The 16,817-nt window shown below is 64.6% G+C and carries 18 protein-coding genes and 1 riboswitch; of the genes, 14 read left to right on the top strand and 4 right to left on the bottom strand.

Annotated features, from left to right (window positions below):
- Nucleotides 1-11 precede the first annotated feature (11 nt).
- The 11 genes from ffh to recJ all read left to right on the top strand — a co-directional run bounded on the left by ffh (nucleotide 12) and on the right by recJ (nucleotide 10,623).
- Nucleotides 12-1,385, top strand: a complete 1,374-nt coding sequence (gene ffh, locus HW090_RS05560) for a signal recognition particle protein (RefSeq protein ID WP_179112546.1) — start codon at nucleotides 12-14, stop codon at nucleotides 1,383-1,385.
- 219 nt (nucleotides 1,386-1,604) lie between these two features.
- Nucleotides 1,605-1,757: riboswitch (FMN riboswitch) on the top strand.
- A 119-nt stretch (nucleotides 1,758-1,876) separates the two neighbouring features.
- Complete coding sequence (locus HW090_RS05555) at nucleotides 1,877-2,539, top strand: riboflavin synthase (protein ID WP_179112545.1); 663 nt, start codon at nucleotides 1,877-1,879, stop codon at nucleotides 2,537-2,539.
- A 14-nt stretch (nucleotides 2,540-2,553) separates the two neighbouring features.
- A complete protein-coding gene (gene ribBA / locus HW090_RS05550) occupies nucleotides 2,554-3,654 on the top strand; it encodes a bifunctional 3,4-dihydroxy-2-butanone-4-phosphate synthase/GTP cyclohydrolase II (protein WP_179112544.1) in 1,101 nt (366 codons plus the stop codon).
- Nucleotides 3,655-3,712: 58 nt separating this feature from the next.
- The gene (ribE, locus tag HW090_RS05545) at nucleotides 3,713-4,189 is read left to right on the top strand and encodes a 6,7-dimethyl-8-ribityllumazine synthase (protein ID WP_131184551.1); all 477 of its coding nucleotides are present in this window, start codon (nucleotides 3,713-3,715) and stop codon (nucleotides 4,187-4,189) included.
- The gene (gene nusB, locus HW090_RS05540; protein ID WP_179112543.1) at nucleotides 4,186-4,674 is read left to right on the top strand and encodes a transcription antitermination factor NusB; all 489 of its coding nucleotides are present in this window, start codon (nucleotides 4,186-4,188) and stop codon (nucleotides 4,672-4,674) included. Before ribE ends, nusB begins: the two co-directional genes overlap by 4 nt.
- Nucleotides 4,675-4,683: 9 nt before the next feature.
- A complete protein-coding gene (thiL, locus tag HW090_RS05535; protein ID WP_179112542.1) occupies nucleotides 4,684-5,640 on the top strand; it encodes a thiamine-phosphate kinase in 957 nt (318 codons plus the stop codon).
- Nucleotides 5,641-5,983: 343 nt separating this feature from the next.
- The gene (locus HW090_RS05530; RefSeq protein ID WP_179112541.1) at nucleotides 5,984-6,793 is read left to right on the top strand and encodes an energy transducer TonB; all 810 of its coding nucleotides are present in this window, start codon (nucleotides 5,984-5,986) and stop codon (nucleotides 6,791-6,793) included.
- Between the two features lie 68 nt (nucleotides 6,794-6,861).
- Complete coding sequence (locus tag HW090_RS05525) at nucleotides 6,862-7,587, top strand: MotA/TolQ/ExbB proton channel family protein (protein WP_179112540.1); 726 nt, start codon at nucleotides 6,862-6,864, stop codon at nucleotides 7,585-7,587.
- The gene (locus HW090_RS05520; protein WP_179112539.1) at nucleotides 7,587-7,988 is read left to right on the top strand and encodes a biopolymer transporter ExbD; all 402 of its coding nucleotides are present in this window, start codon (nucleotides 7,587-7,589) and stop codon (nucleotides 7,986-7,988) included. Before HW090_RS05525 ends, HW090_RS05520 begins: the two co-directional genes overlap by 1 nt.
- Before the next feature lie 372 nt (nucleotides 7,989-8,360).
- Nucleotides 8,361-8,900, top strand: coding sequence for a YaeQ family protein (locus tag HW090_RS05515; protein WP_179112538.1), 540 nt, complete (start codon nucleotides 8,361-8,363; stop codon nucleotides 8,898-8,900).
- Between the two features lie 7 nt (nucleotides 8,901-8,907).
- Nucleotides 8,908-10,623: a single-stranded-DNA-specific exonuclease RecJ gene (recJ, locus tag HW090_RS05510; RefSeq protein ID WP_179112537.1), complete on the top strand. Its 1,716-nt coding sequence runs from the start codon at nucleotides 8,908-8,910 to the stop codon at nucleotides 10,621-10,623.
- Between the two features lie 47 nt (nucleotides 10,624-10,670).
- Here the strand turns inward: recJ and gloB are convergent, their stop codons facing one another.
- The 3 genes from gloB to HW090_RS05495 are packed head-to-tail and all read right to left on the bottom strand — an operon-like array spanning nucleotide 10,671 to nucleotide 13,634.
- Nucleotides 10,671-11,453, bottom strand: a complete 783-nt coding sequence (gene gloB, locus HW090_RS05505; RefSeq protein ID WP_179112536.1) for a hydroxyacylglutathione hydrolase — start codon at nucleotides 11,451-11,453, stop codon at nucleotides 10,671-10,673.
- A 41-nt stretch (nucleotides 11,454-11,494) separates the two neighbouring features.
- On the bottom strand, nucleotides 11,495-13,063 hold the full coding sequence (locus HW090_RS05500) for a GMC family oxidoreductase (protein WP_179112535.1): 1,569 nt from the start codon (nucleotides 13,061-13,063) through the stop codon (nucleotides 11,495-11,497).
- 10 nt (nucleotides 13,064-13,073) lie between these two features.
- On the bottom strand, nucleotides 13,074-13,634 hold the full coding sequence (locus HW090_RS05495) for a tat (twin-arginine translocation) pathway signal sequence (protein WP_179112534.1): 561 nt from the start codon (nucleotides 13,632-13,634) through the stop codon (nucleotides 13,074-13,076).
- Between the two features lie 253 nt (nucleotides 13,635-13,887).
- Between HW090_RS05495 and HW090_RS05490 the strand changes: the two genes are divergently transcribed.
- Entirely contained in the window at nucleotides 13,888-14,226 is a 339-nt protein-coding gene (locus HW090_RS05490; RefSeq protein ID WP_179112533.1) for a ribbon-helix-helix domain-containing protein, read from the top strand.
- A 155-nt stretch (nucleotides 14,227-14,381) separates the two neighbouring features.
- Nucleotides 14,382-14,912, top strand: coding sequence for a lactoylglutathione lyase (gloA, locus tag HW090_RS05485; RefSeq protein ID WP_179112532.1), 531 nt, complete (start codon nucleotides 14,382-14,384; stop codon nucleotides 14,910-14,912).
- Nucleotides 14,913-14,975: 63 nt separating this feature from the next.
- Here the strand turns inward: gloA and HW090_RS05480 are convergent, their stop codons facing one another.
- Nucleotides 14,976-15,635, bottom strand: a complete 660-nt coding sequence (locus HW090_RS05480) for a TetR/AcrR family transcriptional regulator (RefSeq protein WP_179112531.1) — start codon at nucleotides 15,633-15,635, stop codon at nucleotides 14,976-14,978.
- An 80-nt stretch (nucleotides 15,636-15,715) separates the two neighbouring features.
- Here HW090_RS05480 and HW090_RS05475 point away from each other — a divergent pair, with 80 nt between their 5' ends.
- Nucleotides 15,716-16,813, top strand: coding sequence for an efflux RND transporter periplasmic adaptor subunit (locus HW090_RS05475; RefSeq protein ID WP_179112530.1), 1,098 nt, complete (start codon nucleotides 15,716-15,718; stop codon nucleotides 16,811-16,813).
- The last annotated feature ends 4 nt before the right edge of the window (nucleotides 16,814-16,817 follow it).

The raw sequence follows: 16,817 nt of genomic DNA, 5'->3' as shown, positions 1-16,817 counted from the left end.
TGGAATGGCCCATGTTCGAAAACCTGACCGACCGACTTTCCCAGACGCTTCGCCATGTCACCGGCAAGGCCAAACTGACCGAGGACAACATCAAGGACACCCTGCGCGAAGTGCGCATGGCGCTGCTCGAGGCCGACGTGGCGCTGCCGGTGGTCAAGGATTTCGTCAATCGTGTCAAAGAGCGTGCGGTGGGTACCGAGGTCTCGAAGAGCCTGACACCGGGCCAGGCGTTCGTGAAGATCGTGCGCGCCGAGCTGGAAGCCCTGATGGGCGAGGCCAACGAAGACCTGGCGCTGAACGCGGTGCCGCCGGCGGTGGTGCTGATGGCCGGTCTGCAGGGCGCGGGCAAGACCACCACGGTGGGCAAGCTGGCGCGCTTCCTCAAGGAGCGCAAGAAGAAGAGCGTGCTGGTGGTGTCGGTGGACGTCTACCGTCCCGCGGCGATCAAGCAGCTCGAGACCCTGGCCGATGAAGTCGGCGTGACCTTCTTCCCGTCGGACATCAGCCAGAAGCCTATCGACATCGCCCAGGCTGCGATCCGCGAGGCCAAGCTCAAATTCATCGACGTGGTGCTGCTGGACACCGCTGGCCGGCTGGCCATCGATGAAGAGATGATGGCCGAGATCAAGGCCCTGCACGCCGCCGTCAACCCGGTGGAAACCCTGTTCGTGGTCGACGCCATGATCGGCCAGGACGCGGCCAATACCGCCAAGGCCTTCGGCGAAGCGCTGCCGCTGACCGGCGTGGTGCTGACCAAGGTCGACGGCGATGCCCGTGGCGGTGCCGCGCTGTCGGTGCGCCATATCACCGGCAAACCGATCAAGTTCATCGGTATGGGCGAGAAGAGCGATGCACTCGAGCCCTTTCACCCGGACCGCCTGGCCTCGCGCATCCTCGGCATGGGCGACGTACTCAGTCTGATCGAGCAAGCCGAGCAGACCCTGGACAAGGAAAAGGCCGCCAAGCTCACGCAGAAGCTGAAGAAGGGCAAGGGCTTCGATCTCGAAGACTTCCGCGACCAGTTGCAGCAGATGAAGAACATGGGCGGCCTGGGCAGCCTGATGGACAAGCTGCCCTCCATCGGTGGCGTCAACCTGTCGCAGATGGGCAATGCCCAGGGCGCGGCGGAGAAACAGTTCAAGCAGATGGAAGCGATCATCAACTCGATGACACCGGCCGAGCGCCGCAACCCCGACATCATCAGCGGCTCGCGCAAGCGCCGTATCGCCCTGGGCTCCGGCACCCAGGTGCAGGACATCGGCCGCATGCTCAAGCAACACAAGCAGATGCAGAAGATGATGAAGAAGGTCACCGGCAAGGGCGGCATGGCCAAGATGATGCGTGGCCTGGGCGGCATGCTGCCGGGCGGAATGCCCAAGTTCTAAGTAGGTGCATGGGTATCGCCCCTGTGAAGCGTTGACCATTTGATCGCTCGCACTGCAGTTGCGAGTGTGGGCGTCATCTGGATGTCGGGTTGCCCCATCTGTGCGTGGTCTGCCCGGTCGCAAGACAAATCCGCAACAGACATCCTGCGCATTCTTGCCACTCCCGGCTGCTTTATCTCCGTATCTGTGCTAAAAACTGCGCCGGGCCTTTTACAGGTCCGACGTTCTCAGGGCGGGGTGCAATTCCCCACCGGCGGTAATGGCTTCTGGCCTAGCCCGCGAGCGCCTGGTACGGCTCCAGCCATCCAGGGACAAGCAGACCCGGTGTGATCCCGGGGCCGACGGTCATAGTCCGGATGAGAGAGAACGGGATCTTTCGGCGCCCGTCCGTGCGGTGGGTGTCCTGTCCCATTCGATCCGCAACGCCCTGTTTTTCACAAACAGGAGTTCACCACCATGCAAGACTTCAATCGCCTCGTTTCGGAGGCGCCATGTTCACGGGAATAATCGAAGCGATCGGCACCATCGGTGCGCTGGTATCCAGGGGCGGCGACGTGCGCGTCCAGGTGGAAACCGGCAAGCTCGACCTCGGCGACGTCAAACTGGGCGACAGCATCGCGGTCAATGGCGTCTGCCTGACCGTGGTGGAGCTGCCCGGCAACGGCTTCTGGGCCGATGTCAGTCGCGAGACCCTGGCGCGCAGCGCCTTCGTCGACCTGCGCAGCGGCAGCCGCGTCAATCTGGAGAAGGCCCTGACACCCACCACGCGTCTTGGCGGGCACCTGGTCAGTGGGCACGTCGACGGCGTCGGCGAGGTCATTGGCCGGGAAGACAATGCACGCGCCGTGCAATTCGTCATCCGCGCGCCACGGGAGCTGGCCCGCTACATCGCGCTCAAGGGCTCGATCACCGTCGACGGCACCAGCCTGACCGTCAATGCGGTGAACGGTGCCGAGTTCACCCTGACCATCGTCCCGCACACCCTGGCCGAGACCATCATGGCCGACTACCGACCTGGCCATAAGGTCAACCTGGAAGTCGACCTGCTGGCGCGCTACATCGAGCGCCTGCTGCTGGGCGACAAGGCGGCCGAGAGCGGTACGCAGGGCATCAGCGAAGCATTCCTGGCCGAACACGGCTACCTGAAGAATTGAGAGGCGACGCCACCATGGCACTTAACACGATCGAAGAACTGGTCGAGGACATCCGCGCCGGCAAGATGGTCATCCTGATGGATGACGAAGACCGCGAAAACGAAGGCGACCTGATCATCGCCGCCGAATGCGTCACCGCAGAACACATCAACTTCATGGCCAAGCATGCGCGTGGCCTGATCTGCATGCCGATGACCCGAGAGCGCTGCGAACTGCTGCGCCTGCCGCTGATGGCGCCGCGCAACGGCTCGGGGTTCGGCACCAAGTTCACCGTTTCCATCGAGGCTGCCGAAGGCGTCAGTACCGGTATCTCCGCGGCTGACCGGGCCCGCACCGTACAGGCTGCCGCCGCCAGGAACGCGGTGGCCGACGATATCGTCAGCCCAGGTCATATCTTCCCGTTGATGGCGCAGGCGGGTGGTGTGCTGTCCCGTGCGGGCCATACCGAGGCGGCCTGCGATCTGGCGCGCATGGCCGGCTTCGAGGCCAGCGGTGTGATCTGCGAGGTGATGAACGATGATGGCAGCATGGCGCGTCGTCCCGAGCTGGAGGTTTTCGCCGAGCAGCATGGCATCAAGATCGGCACCATCGCCGACCTGATCCACTACCGGCTGATCCATGAGCGCACCGTCCAGCGCGTCGCCGAGCAACCGCTGGATACCGAGCTGGGCCTGTTCAACCTGGTCACCTACCGTGACTCGGTCGAGGGTGAAGTGCACATGGCGCTGACTCTTGGCGAGGTCGAGGCCGACCAGCCGACCCTGGTGCGCGTGCACAATATGGACCCGCTGCGCGACCTGTTCCTGGTGCGCCAGGAAGGGCGCTGGAGCCTGCGCGCGGCGATGCAGAAAGTCGCCGAGGCGGGCAGTGGCGTGGTGCTGCTGCTCGGGCATGCATTGCACAACGAGGACCTGCTGGCCCATGTGCGCGAAGGCGCGCCGGGGCAGCCGGCCAAGGCCAAGGCCGCGCCGGCGACCTACAGCACGGTCGGTGCCGGTTCGCAGATCCTGCGCGACCTCGGTGTGCGCAAGATGCGTCTGATGAGTGCGCCGATGCGCTTCAATGCGATATCCGGCTTCGACCTCGAAGTTGTAGAATACCTGTCGGCCGAGTGATACACAGGGCGCCGCGCACTTCGCGGCGCCTTCGTTCTTTAATACGGATGAGTGACCCATGACCCTGAAGACCATCGAAGGTACCTTCGTCGCCCCCCAAGGCAAATTCGCCCTGGTGATTGGCCGTTTCAACAGTTTCGTCGTCGAGAGCCTTGTCAGCGGCGCCGTCGATGCCCTGGTTCGCCATGGCATCAAGGAAGACGACATCACCCTGGTGCGCGTACCGGGTGCGTTCGAGATTCCCCTGGTCGTGCAGAAGGTCGCCGAGCGTGGCGAATTCGACGCCATCATCGCCCTGGGCGCTGTGATCCGTGGTGGTACGCCGCATTTCGAATACGTCGCTGGTGAGTGCACCAAGGGCCTGGCCCAGGTGTCCATGGAATTCGGCGTGCCGGTTTCCTTCGGCGTACTGACGGTCGACTCCATCGAGCAGGCCATCGAGCGTTCCGGCACCAAGGCCGGCAACAAGGGCGCCGAAGCCGCACTCTCCGCACTGGAAATGGTCAGCCTGCTGGCGCAGTTGGAGGCCAAGTGAGCTTCAACGACGACGACAGCCTGGACGACGTTCCGGCCAAGCCCGCCAAGGGCCGTATCGCCCAGCGCCGTGTGGCTCGCCGCCTGGCGATGCAGGCGCTGTACCAGTGGCAGATGGCGGGGCAGAACCTCAACGAGATCGAAGCCCAGTTCCGTGTCGACAACGACTTTGCCGGTGTCGACGGTGCCTATTTCCATGAGTTGCTCACGGGTGTCGCGCGTATCAGCAGCGAGCTGGACGCCGTCATCGTGCCGAACCTGGATCGCCCGGTGGACGAGTTGGACCCGGTCGAGCTGGCCATCCTGCGCCTGTCCACCTATGAGCTGAAGCAACGTACCGACGTGCCTTACCGTGTGGTGATCAACGAAGGTATCGAGCTGGCCAAGGTGTTCGGCGCCACCGACGGGCACAAGTTCGTCAACGGCGTACTGGACAAGCTGGCTCCCAGCCTGCGCAGCGCCGAAGTGCGCAGCCACCGGGGTTGAGGCAGCGCCTTGCCGGGTGAGTTCGAGCTGATCCGTCGCTATTTCGCCAGCGCTGCCTGTGCCCGTGCCCAGGGTGCGGTGGCGTTGGGCATTGGCGACGATTGCGCCTTGCTGGCCCCGGGTGCGGGCCAGCAACTGGCAGTGTCGACCGACACGCTGGTCGATGGCGTGCACTTTCCCAAGGCCTGCGATGCCTTTCTGCTCGGCCAGCGTGCGCTGGCGGTTGCCGCCAGTGACCTGGCGGCCATGGGCGCGACGCCCCTGGCGTTCACCCTGGCGTTGAGCCTGCCCGAAGCCGACGAGGCCTGGCTGGCGGGCTTGGCCAGTGGCCTGGAGCTGATGGCGCAGCAGTGCGCCATGCAGTTGGTCGGTGGCGACACCACACGTGGCCCGCTGAGCCTGACCCTGACCGTCTTCGGCCAGGTTCCGGTAGGGCAGGCATTACTGCGCTCCGGCGCTCGTCCCGGGGACCTGTTGTGTGTCGGTGGCGCCCTGGGCGATGCCGCCGGTGCCTTGCCGCTGGTGCTGGAGCAGCGCCAGGCCACTCCGGAGCTGGCTGAGCCGCTGCTGGCTCGCTACTGGTCGCCACAGCCCCAGCTTGCCCTGGGCCAGGCCCTGCGTGGCAAGGCGAGTGCGGTGCTGGATATCTCCGATGGACTGCTGGCCGATTGCGGGCATATCGCCAGGGCTTCCTCGGTGCGCCTGTGCATCGAGCAGGCGCGGGTTCCGTTGTCTCTGCCTTTGCGTACTTTCTCCGGTGATACCGAAGCGTTGCGCTGTGCCTTGTCCGGTGGTGACGACTACCTGCTGGCCTTTACCTTGCCGCACGAGCATTGGGCTGCGCTGGCGGCCGAATGGCCGGGCATATGCCGGATCGGCCATGTCGAGGCAGGGGGAGGGGTGCACCTGCTGGATGAGCATGGGCGCGAGCTGGCGGCAGTGACTCAGGGTTACCAGCATTTCTGAGAGCCTGTTCTAGACTCCGCGAGTCAGGATGTGTGATACGCAGCGCTTTCTGCTGCCCAGGTCCTGCTGTCTGCTTTCGTCATTATCCGGCCGTCATTTTCCTCCCTGTTTTTCATGCATTTTATGCATGGGTCTCATGTCGAGCGCGGGGCTCTGTAAAAAATCTATAAATATCAATATGTTAGAAATTATATATTTCTTTTTGTTATTTATTGATCGTTAAAAGTTCCTTTGCGGAATAAAGGGCGCGACCGATCATTCGCACCCGTCCACCATTTCTCTGGCCTGCAATCAGGCAGCGCGAATCGGGTGGACAGGTTCAATGAGTAATTCGGGAGTTCCCATGGGCAATGTCCTAAAAGCCGATAACCTTGTCGATGCGCTGTGGCGTGATGTCCGCAAGCCGGGCGAGTTGCGTGACCTGGGCACGACAGTGCGGCAGGCGCTCGGTTTGCAGCGGCATGTGCCGGATACCGGCAAGCCGGTGCTCAGTCGCCGCGAAGCCATTCTGCTTGGCCTGTTCGCGCTGACGGTGCATGGCGCTGTCATCCTCTGGCTGGCCCAGCGCCCGGAAGCGGTGCTGCCGGAAGTGCCGCCACAGATTCCACCCATGACCATCGAGTTCACCAGCGCCGCGCCGCCCGTGGTCGAGCCGCCGCCACCGGAGCCGGTGATCGAGCCGCCACCGCCACCGCCACCGGTGGTCGAAGAGCTTGCGGTCAAGCCGCCACCCAAGAAACCGGTGCCGAAGCCCGTGCCCAAGCCGGCGCCGAAACCGGTTCCGAAGCCTGAGCCGACACCCGCTCCGCCTGCGCCACCCGCGCCGACGCCGGCTCCTCCCGCGCCCCCGGCGCCGCCAGCCCTGGCACCGGTTACGCCGCCGTCGGCCAATGCCGGCTACCTGAAGAACCCGGCGCCGGAATACCCGTCGCTGGCGCAGCGCAGGGGGTGGGAAGGCACCGTGCTGTTGCGGGTGCATGTCCTCGCCAATGGCCGTCCGAGCGATATCCAGGTGCAGCAGAGCAGTGGTCGCAGCGTGCTGGATGACGCCGCCGTGCGGGCCGTCAAGCGCTGGAGCTTCGTGCCGGCCAAGCGTGGCGATGTCGCCCAGGATGGCTGGGTCACTGTACCGCTGGATTTCCGACTGAACTGATCATCGACTGAAACGAATGGGCTGTGCCCGACGAATTAAACGCCTTGGCTTACGAATAGGAACGCATCATGAATCTGCTAGTGGACTCTCCCTTTCAATCGGTCGAACACGCAGTCATCTGGCTGCTGATCGGCTTTTCCGTGGTCACCTGGGGCCTGGCGCTGATCAAGACCATCCAGTTCAACCGCCTCAAGCGCCAGGACCGCAAGTTCCTCAAGACCTTCTGGGCGGCCACCAGCCTGGATTCGGCCGCCGAGCAGGTGCAGGACAGTTCTGGTGCAGCAGCTCAGGTGGCCCAGGCCGGTTTCTCCGCCATCCAGGTCGGTGAGAACAGCCAGCCGGACCTGGCCCACTCGATCAACCACCAGGATCGCCTGGAGCGCGCCCTGCGCCAGCAGATCCAGCGTGAGCGCCGCTCCCTGGAATCCGGCCTGGCCGTGGTCGCCTCGATCGGTTCCACGTCGCCCTTCATCGGTCTGTTCGGTACGGTCTGGGGCATCATGGAAGCCCTCAAGGGCATCAGCGCCGCGGGCAATGCCAGCCTGGAAACCGTCGCCGGTCCCATCGGTGCCGCGTTGGTCGCCACGGGCGTCGGTATCGCGGTCGCGGTGCCTGCCGTGCTGGTCTACAACTACTTCCTGCGTCGCTTGAAGCTGACCGCCGCCGATCTGGACGACTTCGCTCACGATTTCTACAGCCTGGCGCAAAAGAGCCACTTCAAGCTGATCCTGCATCCGGGCAGCAAACGTTCTCCTGGCCAAGGCGCGGCACAAGCCGTGAAGGAAGCGATCTGATGGCATTCTCGACCCAGGACAGCGATGAGGTGCTCAGCGAGATCAACGTCACGCCGCTGGTGGACGTGATGCTGGTCCTGCTGGTGGTGTTCATCGTTACGGCGCCGCTGCTGACCAACTCGATCCCGATCAACCTGCCCAAGACCGAGGCCGTGGCGCCCCCGGACCAGAAGGATCCGGTGGTGGTGAGTATCGATGCCGAGGGCAAGCTGTTCATTGGCAAGGATGAAATCCAGCCGGAACTGCTTGAGTCCAACCTGACCCAGGCCAGGACCGACGACCCTGAGATCCGCGTGCAATTGCAGGCTGACGATGGCGTCAACTACGGCGAGGTCGCCCGGGCGATGGCGGCCATCGAGCGGGCTGGCATCACCAAGCTGGCGGTGATCACGGCACGGTGAGGCACCGTCTTCGTCAGGCAAGACGCTGGGCACAGGGTTGCAGGACCCTGTGCCTTTTTGCTTTTTGGCGGGATAAGACGGTGCCTTCAGCGCGCTTCACTGGTTCCTTGTTGGTGAAGTCACGGCCAATGCTGGGGATGAGAACACGCTCAATCCGGTGCTTGCGGGCGGGTGATGACCCGCCCCAAAGGCAATTTCATGAAGCGTGTCCCCCCTCGCCCATTTATGGGAGAGGGGCCGGGGGAGAGGGTGCAGGTCTGCGGTCACGCCCCAATGACAAGCCAACCAGCGATTGCCGGGGCCAGTGTTTTTGCGAGTCGCCCGCGCTGGGGGTAGACTGCCGGCCTTTTCCTATTCGAGCCAGCCCCTGTCATGGCACTGCAAGCCACTCCGTACAAAGTCGAACTGAACCTGACCGACATCGATCGCAACGTCTATGAAAGCCTGCGCTTCACAGTAGCCCGGCATCCTTCGGAGACCGAGGAACGCATGTCGGCTCGCCTGATCGCTTATGCGCTGTTCTATCACGAGCAACTGGCATTCGGTCGAGGCCTGTCGGATGTCGACGAGCCGGCATTGTGGGAGAAGAGCCTGGATGGCCGCGTGCTGCACTGGATCGAAGTTGGCCAGCCGGACGCCGAGCGCATGACCTGGTGTTCGCGGCGCACCGAGAAGTTCAGCCTGGTCGCCTATGGCAACCTGCGGGTCTGGCAGGGCAAGGTGCTGGACAGCGTACGCAACCTGAACAACCTGAATGTGGTGGGCGTGGATCAGGATGCCCTGAGCGACCTGGCGCGCGACCTGCCGCGTTCGCTGAGCTGGAGCGTGATGATCAGCGACGGAGAACTCTTCATCACTGACGAGCGCGGGCAGCATGAGATTCCCCTGACCTGGCTGGCGGGCAGTCGCTGACATCACCATGCGTATCGAGTCCCGTCCGCTGCCGCCAACCCTGCCTGACCTCGGCGATCTGCCGCCCCTGTTGACACGCTTGTATGCCGCCCGTGGTGTGTCGCATGCCAGTGAGCTGGACAAAGGGCTGGCGCGCCTGTTGCCGTTCACCCTGCTCAAGGGCATCGAGCCGGCCGTCGAACTGCTGGCGAACGCGCTGGAGCAGCGTCAGCGCATCCTGATCGTCGGCGATTTCGACGCCGATGGCGCCACCGCGAGTACGGTCGGTGTGCTCGGTTTGCGCCTGATGGGGGCGGCGCATGTCGATTATCTGGTGCCCAACCGCTTCGAATATGGCTATGGCCTGACGCCGGAGATCGTCGCCGTCGCACTGGAGCGCCAGCCGGACTTGCTGGTGACCGTGGACAATGGCATTTCCAGCGTCGAAGGCGTGGCGGCGGCCCAGGCGGCGGGGCTCAAGGTGCTGGTGACCGACCACCACTTGCCGGGGCCGCAATTGCCCGAGGCCGAGGCCATCGTCAATCCCAACCAGCCGGGCTGCGAGTTCCCCAGCAAGTGCATCGCCGGGGTCGGGGTGATCTTCTACGTGCTGCTGGCCCTGCGCGCACGCCTGCGTGAAAGCGGCTGGTTCGAGCGCAACGGCTGGAGCGTGCCGAACCTGGGCGAATTGCTCGACCTGGTGGCACTGGGCAGCGTGGCCGACGTGGTGCCGCTGGACGCCAATAACCGCATCCTCGTACAGCAAGGGCTGGCGCGCATCCGCGCTGGCCATGCGCGCCCTGGCCTGAAGGCGATTCTCGACGTGGCGGGGCGCGATCACCGACGCATCACGTCCACCGACCTCGGCTTTATCATCGGGCCTCGCCTGAATGCCGCCGGTCGCCTGGACGACATGGCCCTTGGTATCGAATGCCTGCTGTGCGACGACGAGGCGCTGGCGCGGGACATGGCGGTGCAACTGGACCAGCTCAACCAGGACCGCAAGGCGATCGAGCAGGGCATGCAGCGCGAAGCCCTGGCCCAGCTCAAGGACCTGCCGGAAGCCGACATGCCCTTTGGCCTGTGCCTGTTCGAGGCCGACTGGCACCAGGGCGTGATCGGCATCCTCGCCTCGCGCCTGAAGGAGCGCTACCACCGCCCGACCATCGCCTTCGCCGATGCCGGCGAGGGCATGTTAAAAGGTTCGGCGCGCTCGATCCCCGGTTTCCATATCCGCGATGCGCTGGATGCGGTGGCAGCGCGGCACCCCGGCCTGATCAGCAAGTTCGGCGGGCACGCCATGGCGGCGGGGCTGTCCTTGCCGGCAGAACACTTCGAAACCTTTGCCGATGCGTTCGATGCCGAGGCGCGGCGCCAGTTGAGCGAGGACGACCTGGCCGGGCGCCTGCTTACCGATGGCACGCTCGGTATCGAGGAGTTCCACCTGGAGCTGGCGCGGGTCCTGCGCCTGGCCGGGCCCTGGGGGCAGCATTTCCCCGAGCCGTCCTTCCATGGTGTGTTCCAGTTGCAGCAGCAGCGTCTGGTCGGCGAGAAGCACCTGAAGATGGTGTTGCGCAGCGAGTGCGGCACCCTGTCCATCGATGCCATTGCCTTCAACGTCGACCGCCAGCTATGGCCGGATGCGTCGGTGCGCTGGGTCGACCTGGTCTATCGCCTCGACGTCAACGAGTTTCGTGGCCGCGAAAGCCTGCAACTGCTGGTCAGTCATATCGCAGCGCGTTGACCTGCTCGCTCGACCTCACTCTATAGGTGCGCGCGGCGCACCCTGCGTCAGCCCGGGAAGTCGTTCTTCCATTCGCGCAATGCCGCCAGCACCGCCACCGGGTCGGCCTGCTGGCAGCGGCTGAAGCGTGCCGCCGCTTCCCGCACGCGTGGCTCTGCGGTGCGCAGGAAGGGGTTGGTGGCGTGTTCGCAGGCCAGGTCCGAAGGCAGGCTGATGCCGTCGCGGGCGCGCAGTGCCTCGGTGCGTTCCAGGCGTTGGTGCAATTCGGCGTTGTCCGGTTCCACGGCACAGGCGAAGCGCAGGTTGCCCAGGGTGTATTCATGGGCGCAGTACAGCCGTGTCTCGCCGGGCAGGGCGGCGAGCTTGCCGAGTGAGTCGTACATCTGTTGCGCCGTGCCTTCGAACAGCCGGCCACAGCCGCCGGCGAACAGGGTGTCGCCACTGAACAGCCAGGGCTGCTCGCCGGGGTGGAAGTAGGCCAGGTGATCCAGGGTATGGCCGGGAACGCCGATCACCTGCACGGTGCGGCCGAGCACTTCGCAGGTGTCGCCATCGTGCAGGGGCAGGTCCAGGGCGGGGATGTCGCTGTCGGCCGGTCCCAGGACGCGACACCCGGTGCTGCGTTTCAGGGCCGCGACGCCGCCGGTATGGTCACCGTGGTGATGGGTGACCAGGATATCGGCAAGCTGCCAGTCCGGATTGCGCCGCAGCCAGTCGTGCACGGGTTCGGCATCGCCGGGGTCGACCGCGGCGCAGCACCGGGTGGTGCTGTCGCGCAGCAGCCAGATGTAGTTGTCGCTGAAGGCACGCAGCGGCTCTATGGTCAGCATGGCGGTTCTCCGCGTTGGGCGTGGCAGGCCACGCCATGGTTTCAGATCGCGCGGGTTTTCAGCGCATCAGCAATGAACTCGGCCTGCCGGATCGCCAGACTGACGATGGTCAGGGTCGGGTTTTCCGCCGCACTGGTGGTGAACTGGCTGCCATCGGAGATGAACAGGTTGGATACCTCGTGGCTCTGCCCGAATGTGTTGACCACGCCGTCGGCCTCCCGGGCGCTCATCCGGCAGGTGCCCAGGTTGTGCGTCGAAGGGTAGGGCGGGATGCGGTGGGTCTTCTTCGCGCCAACGGCCTGATACAGCGCTTCACCCTGGCGGAAGGCGTGTTCGCGCATCGCCATGTCGTTGGGGTGGTCGTCGTAGTGCACGTTGGCCACCGGCATGCCGAAGGCGTCCTTCACACCGTCGTTGAGGGTGATGCGGTTGCTGGCGCGGGGCATGTCCTCGCCCACCAGCCACATGCCGGCGAGGTGTGTGTAGTTGTCCATCACCCGGCTGAAATCGCGGCCCCAGGCGCCGGGGTTGAAGAACGCAGCCATGAACGGCAGGCCGAGGGAGATGGTTTCCATCTCGTAGCCACCGACGAAACCGCGCGATGGGTCATTGTGGCATTCGTCGCTGATGATGCCGGCCATGATGGTGCCGCGATAGAAGTGCACCGGCTCGTCGAACTCGGCGAACACCGACCCCGTGGTGTGGCGCATGTAATGCTTGCCGACCATGCCGGCGCCGTTGGCGAGGCCGTGGGGGAACAGCGTCGACGACGAGTTGAGCAGGATGCGTGGCGTTTCGATGGCATTGCCGGCGACGGCTACCGCGCGGGCCTTCTGCCGTTGCAGGCGGCCCTGGGCGTCGGCGTAGACCACTGCGTTGGCGCGCCCCCTGGCATCGTGCTCGATCCGCAGCACGTGGGCCTCTGCGCGTAATTCCAGGCGGCCGGTGGCTTCGGCGGCGGGAATCTCGGTGTAGAGCGTCGACCATTTCGCGCCCATCTTGCAGCCCTGGAAGCAGAAGCCCAGTTGCTGGCAGGGCGGACGGTTGTCGCGGGGCTTGCTGTTGATCGCCATGCGCCCGGTGGAGCAGTGCTTGTAGCCGAGCTTCTGTGCGCCGGCGTACATCACCTTGAAGTTGTTGTTGCCCGGCAGGCCGGGGCGGTCGCCGGTACGGGTCACGCCCATCTTGTCCTCGGCGCGGGTGTAGTAGGGCTCCAGTTCGGCCAGGGTCAGCGGCCAGTCGAGCAGTTGTGCGTCCGGTAGGTCGCCATAGGTTTCACGGGCGCGGAATTCGTGTTCCTGGATACGCAGGCTGGCGCCCGCCCAGTGCGTGGTGGTACCGCCGACGGTCTTGCAGATCCATGCCGGCAGGTTGGGGAAGTCCTTGGCGATGCGCCAGGAGCCGGAAGTGGTACGGGTGTCGCTCCAGGACAGTTGGCTGAAGGACGGCCATTCGTCGTTGATGAAGGTCGCCTGGCTCTGGCGTGCCCCGGCTTCCAGCAGAACCACCGGGATGCCTTTCTGGCACAGTTCGTTGGCCAGGGTGCCGCCGCCGGCACCCGAGCCGATGACCACTACCACCGAATCGTCGTCATGCTTGTAGGTCGTCATGTTCGCATCCTCAGGAGTAGGGGGCCGGGCTGGCTTCGGCGGGCGGTGCGGGCAGCCACGACAGGTCGTTGAAGCCGCGATGCAGGTAGCCGCCTTTCGGGAACGAGGCGCCTTCGTAGCCGAAGTGGTGGTAGGCCAGCTCGTTGCTGTAGAGGGAGTTCACCGCGATGGCGCGGACCTGATTGAAGAACGGCTGTTCCTGGATGGCTTCGAGAATGGCCACCTGGCGCGGTTCGTCGAGGGCGCTCCAGTTGCCACCCGCGCGTTTGTCCAGGTCGCGCACACCTTCCCGGATCAGGTCGGCGAAGCCCGGGTCCGCCGAGGCCTTGCTGTCGATCTCCTTCACCGTCAGGGCATAGACGGCGTCTTCCATGTCGTCGTGCGGATAGAGGCGGCGCAGCATGCCGAGCAGGCGCTGGCCGGTGGCGCTGTCGAGGGTGTTCAGTTGCAGCGCCCAACTGTGGCTGGGCGCGAGCAGGGCGATGGGGCCGGAGGTGAACAGCAGGGTTCCCATCAGCAGGCCGCCGCTGCCTTGCAGGAAACGGCGGCGACTCAGTGCGAGGTCGCTCATCGGGGTGTCCTCTTTCTTGTTGTTGTTTTCAGGGCGGCCAGTGCTTCGGCGCGTGCCCTTGGTTGTCATCCTAGAGCAGGTGGCGAGCCGGGCTGGTAATAGCGAATTACTACGTTGAGCGAACTGGCGGTTATTTGGCCAAGGGGGTATGGTCGAAAAGAAGCGGGAAGCGTGACCCTGAAAAGGATGGTTCGAACAACAGGCCTCGCCGGTCCGCCCGGCCACGAAAGGCCGAGAAACCGGAGTAACCCCCATGTGCCATATCTACGTTTCGACCGACCCCCGACTCTACGAATGCCAGACGCGCTCGGTGCGTATCCAGGGCGTGGTCACCAGTGTGCGACTGGAGAACGAGTTCTGGTCGATCCTCGAGGAAATCGCCGCCGGCGAAGGCTACGGCGTGCCGCAGTTCATCAATCAGGTCTACGACGAAGTCATCCTGCGCAATGGCGAGGTGAGCAACCTGGCGTCGCTGTTGCGGGTGATCTGCACGGTGTACCTGTCCAATAACCGCGAGTCCGCCGCCCCGGCCCAATTGCTTGCGCTGGCGCCCGTTCGTCGGGCCGCTGCGAGCGCGCGGCGCAGTGGCTGATCGTCGGTTGATGATGAGGCGGTCGTCGCGAGGCACTGCAACGCGGCAGGTGCTTCGCGTGTTTCCGAGCGTACAGGGGTAGTACCCGGTTGCTACCCCAGAGGCTGGCCGGATTTCTTACACTGGCCGGGTCTTTTCCAACGCGAGAGTTTCCCATGACCTTCACCACCGAGATCCAGGCCGGCGTCTGCGCCACGCCGGATGCCGCCACCCAGGATTACGTGTTCAACCACAGCATGCTGCGGGTCAAGGACCCGGAGCGGTCGCTGGACTTCTATACCCGCGTGATGGGCATGCGTTTGTTGCGTCGGCTCGATTTCGAGGAAGGCCGTTTCTCGCTGTATTTCCTGGCGACGACCAAGGGGGAAACGGTGCCGGAGGATGTCGGTGAGCGTCAGGTCTATACCTTCGGCCGGCAGAGCGTGCTCGAGCTGACCCATAACTGGGGCACCGAAGACGACGACAGCGTCTATCACAACGGCAACAGCGAGCCGCGCGGTTTCGGCCATATCTGCTTCGCCGTACCTGATATCCGTGCGGCTTGCGCCCGCTTCGAGGCGCTGGGGGTCAACTTCGTCAAGCGCCTGGACACCGGCAAGATGAAGGATGTGGCCTTTATCAGCGATCCGGACAATTACTGGATCGAGCTGGTCCAGCCCGACCTCAGCGGTGAACTCGGACGCTGATCGGCTGCGTCTGCGAGAGGTGTCCCGCGCCTCTCGCAGAAGGTCGCGGGTGCCACGCCCGCTTCATGCCCGCGCGTAGGCGCGCATGAACAGCGCCACGACATCCGACACATGCTCGAACGCCTGCTGCTCGTCCAGGGGGGCGGCGTAGCCAATCAACTGGTGAAAGTGGGCAAGCCCTTTTATCAGTGCGCAGAAATGCTCGGCGGCCCGCTCGGATTGGCGGATGTGCAACAGGCCGAGGTTGTCGATCTGCTGAAAAAGGCGCTGCAAGTCATTCAGCAACTGGCGAGGGCCGGCTTCGAAGAACAGCTTGGGCAGTTCGGAGTTCGGTTTCGACACCATGACCCGGTGCAGGCCGATGGACTCCGGGCTGCTGATGAGTTGCTGCAACGCCAGGCCGATATCCAGCAGGCGTTGCTGGACGATCTGCAGGGCTTTCTCCTGGGGCAGTGCGCCCAGGTCTTCCTCTATCTGGAACAGGTTGCAGGGCAGGCGCGTGCTGCAGATGTTGCGGATCGCCGCGTTGAACAGCGTTTCCTTGTCCATGAAGTGGCTGTAGAGCGTCAGCTTGGACACGCCGGCCTCGCTGGCGATGGCTTCCATGCTGGTGCCTTCGTAACCATTTTCGAGGAACAGCTTCTGGGCGGCCTGCAGTATCGCCTGCCGCTTGGCCGGGTCTTTGGGGCGTCCGGGGCCGGTAGGTCTTTCTGGAATCGTCATTTTTAATACTGGACTGGCTGGTTCGCTATTTCTAATATGCCGGGCAGTATACGACCCCCAGCGACAGAGAGAGCGCCATCGTGTTTCGAAATGCCTTGCGTTTTTCCAGTATCAGCCTGCTTGTCCTGGGGTTGGCGGCCTGTGGCGAGGACGCGCCCCGGCAGAGTGCCGTCAAGCCGGTGATGGTGGTGCAGCCCTCCGTCGCCAGCGAGGCGCAGGAGCGCTACCCCGGCGAGGTGCATGCGCGCTACGAGCCCGAGCTGGCGTTCCGTATCGCCGGCAAGGTGGCTGAACGGCTGGTGGAGTCGGGGGATCGGGTCAGCAAGGATCAGCCCCTGGCGCGGCTCGACCCGCAGGATGTGCGCTTGCGTCTCGACGCCGTGCGCGCCCAGGTGGCCGCCGCTGAGGCCAACCAGCGTGTGGCGCGGGCCGAATATGAACGCTACCGGGCCTTGCTCGGGCGGCAACTGGTCAGCCAGTCACGCTACGACAGCGCCGAGAACGCCTACCAGGCGGCATCGGCGCAGTTGAAACAGCTCTCCGCCGAACTCGAGGTGGCCAGCAACCAGGTCGACTACGCGGTGTTGCGCGCCACCCGTGATGGCGTAATTGCCGAGCGCCGGATCGAGGTCGGGCAGGTGCTGGCTGCCGGTCAGACTGCATTCGTACTGGCCGCCGACGGTGAGCGTGAGGTGGCGATCAACCTGCCGGAACAGGCCTTGCAGCGTTATCGCATCGGCCAGTCGGTGGAAGTGGAGTTGTGGTCGCAACCGGGAACGCGCTTTGCCGGGTCCATTCGCGAACTGTCGCCGGCAGCCGACGCCCAGACGCGCACCTATTCGGCCCGGGTCGCGTTCGACGCTCCCGAGGTCAGCGCCGAGCTGGGTCAGAGTGCCCTGGTGACCATTCGCAACGAAGCCCTGGCCAGCCTGAGCATTCCGCTGTCCGCCCTGAGCGCCGAACAGGGGCGCGCTTATGTCTGGCGCGTGCAGCCGGACAGCACGTTGGTGCGGGTCGAAGTCCGTACCGGTGGCTACGGCGAGACGTCCGTGCTGGTGCTGGACGGGCTCGGCGCGCAGGACTGGGTCGTGCTGGCCGGGGTGCAATTGCTGCACGAAGGCCAGGCGGTGCGCCCGATCGACCGCGACAACCGCCCCGTCGGCCATCCCCAGGAGTGACCCC

The sequence above is a fragment of the Pseudomonas sp. ABC1 genome, assembly GCF_013395055.1.
GTDB lineage: Bacteria > Pseudomonadota > Gammaproteobacteria > Pseudomonadales > Pseudomonadaceae > Stutzerimonas.
This window is presented reverse-complemented; position numbering and strand designations above follow the sequence as displayed.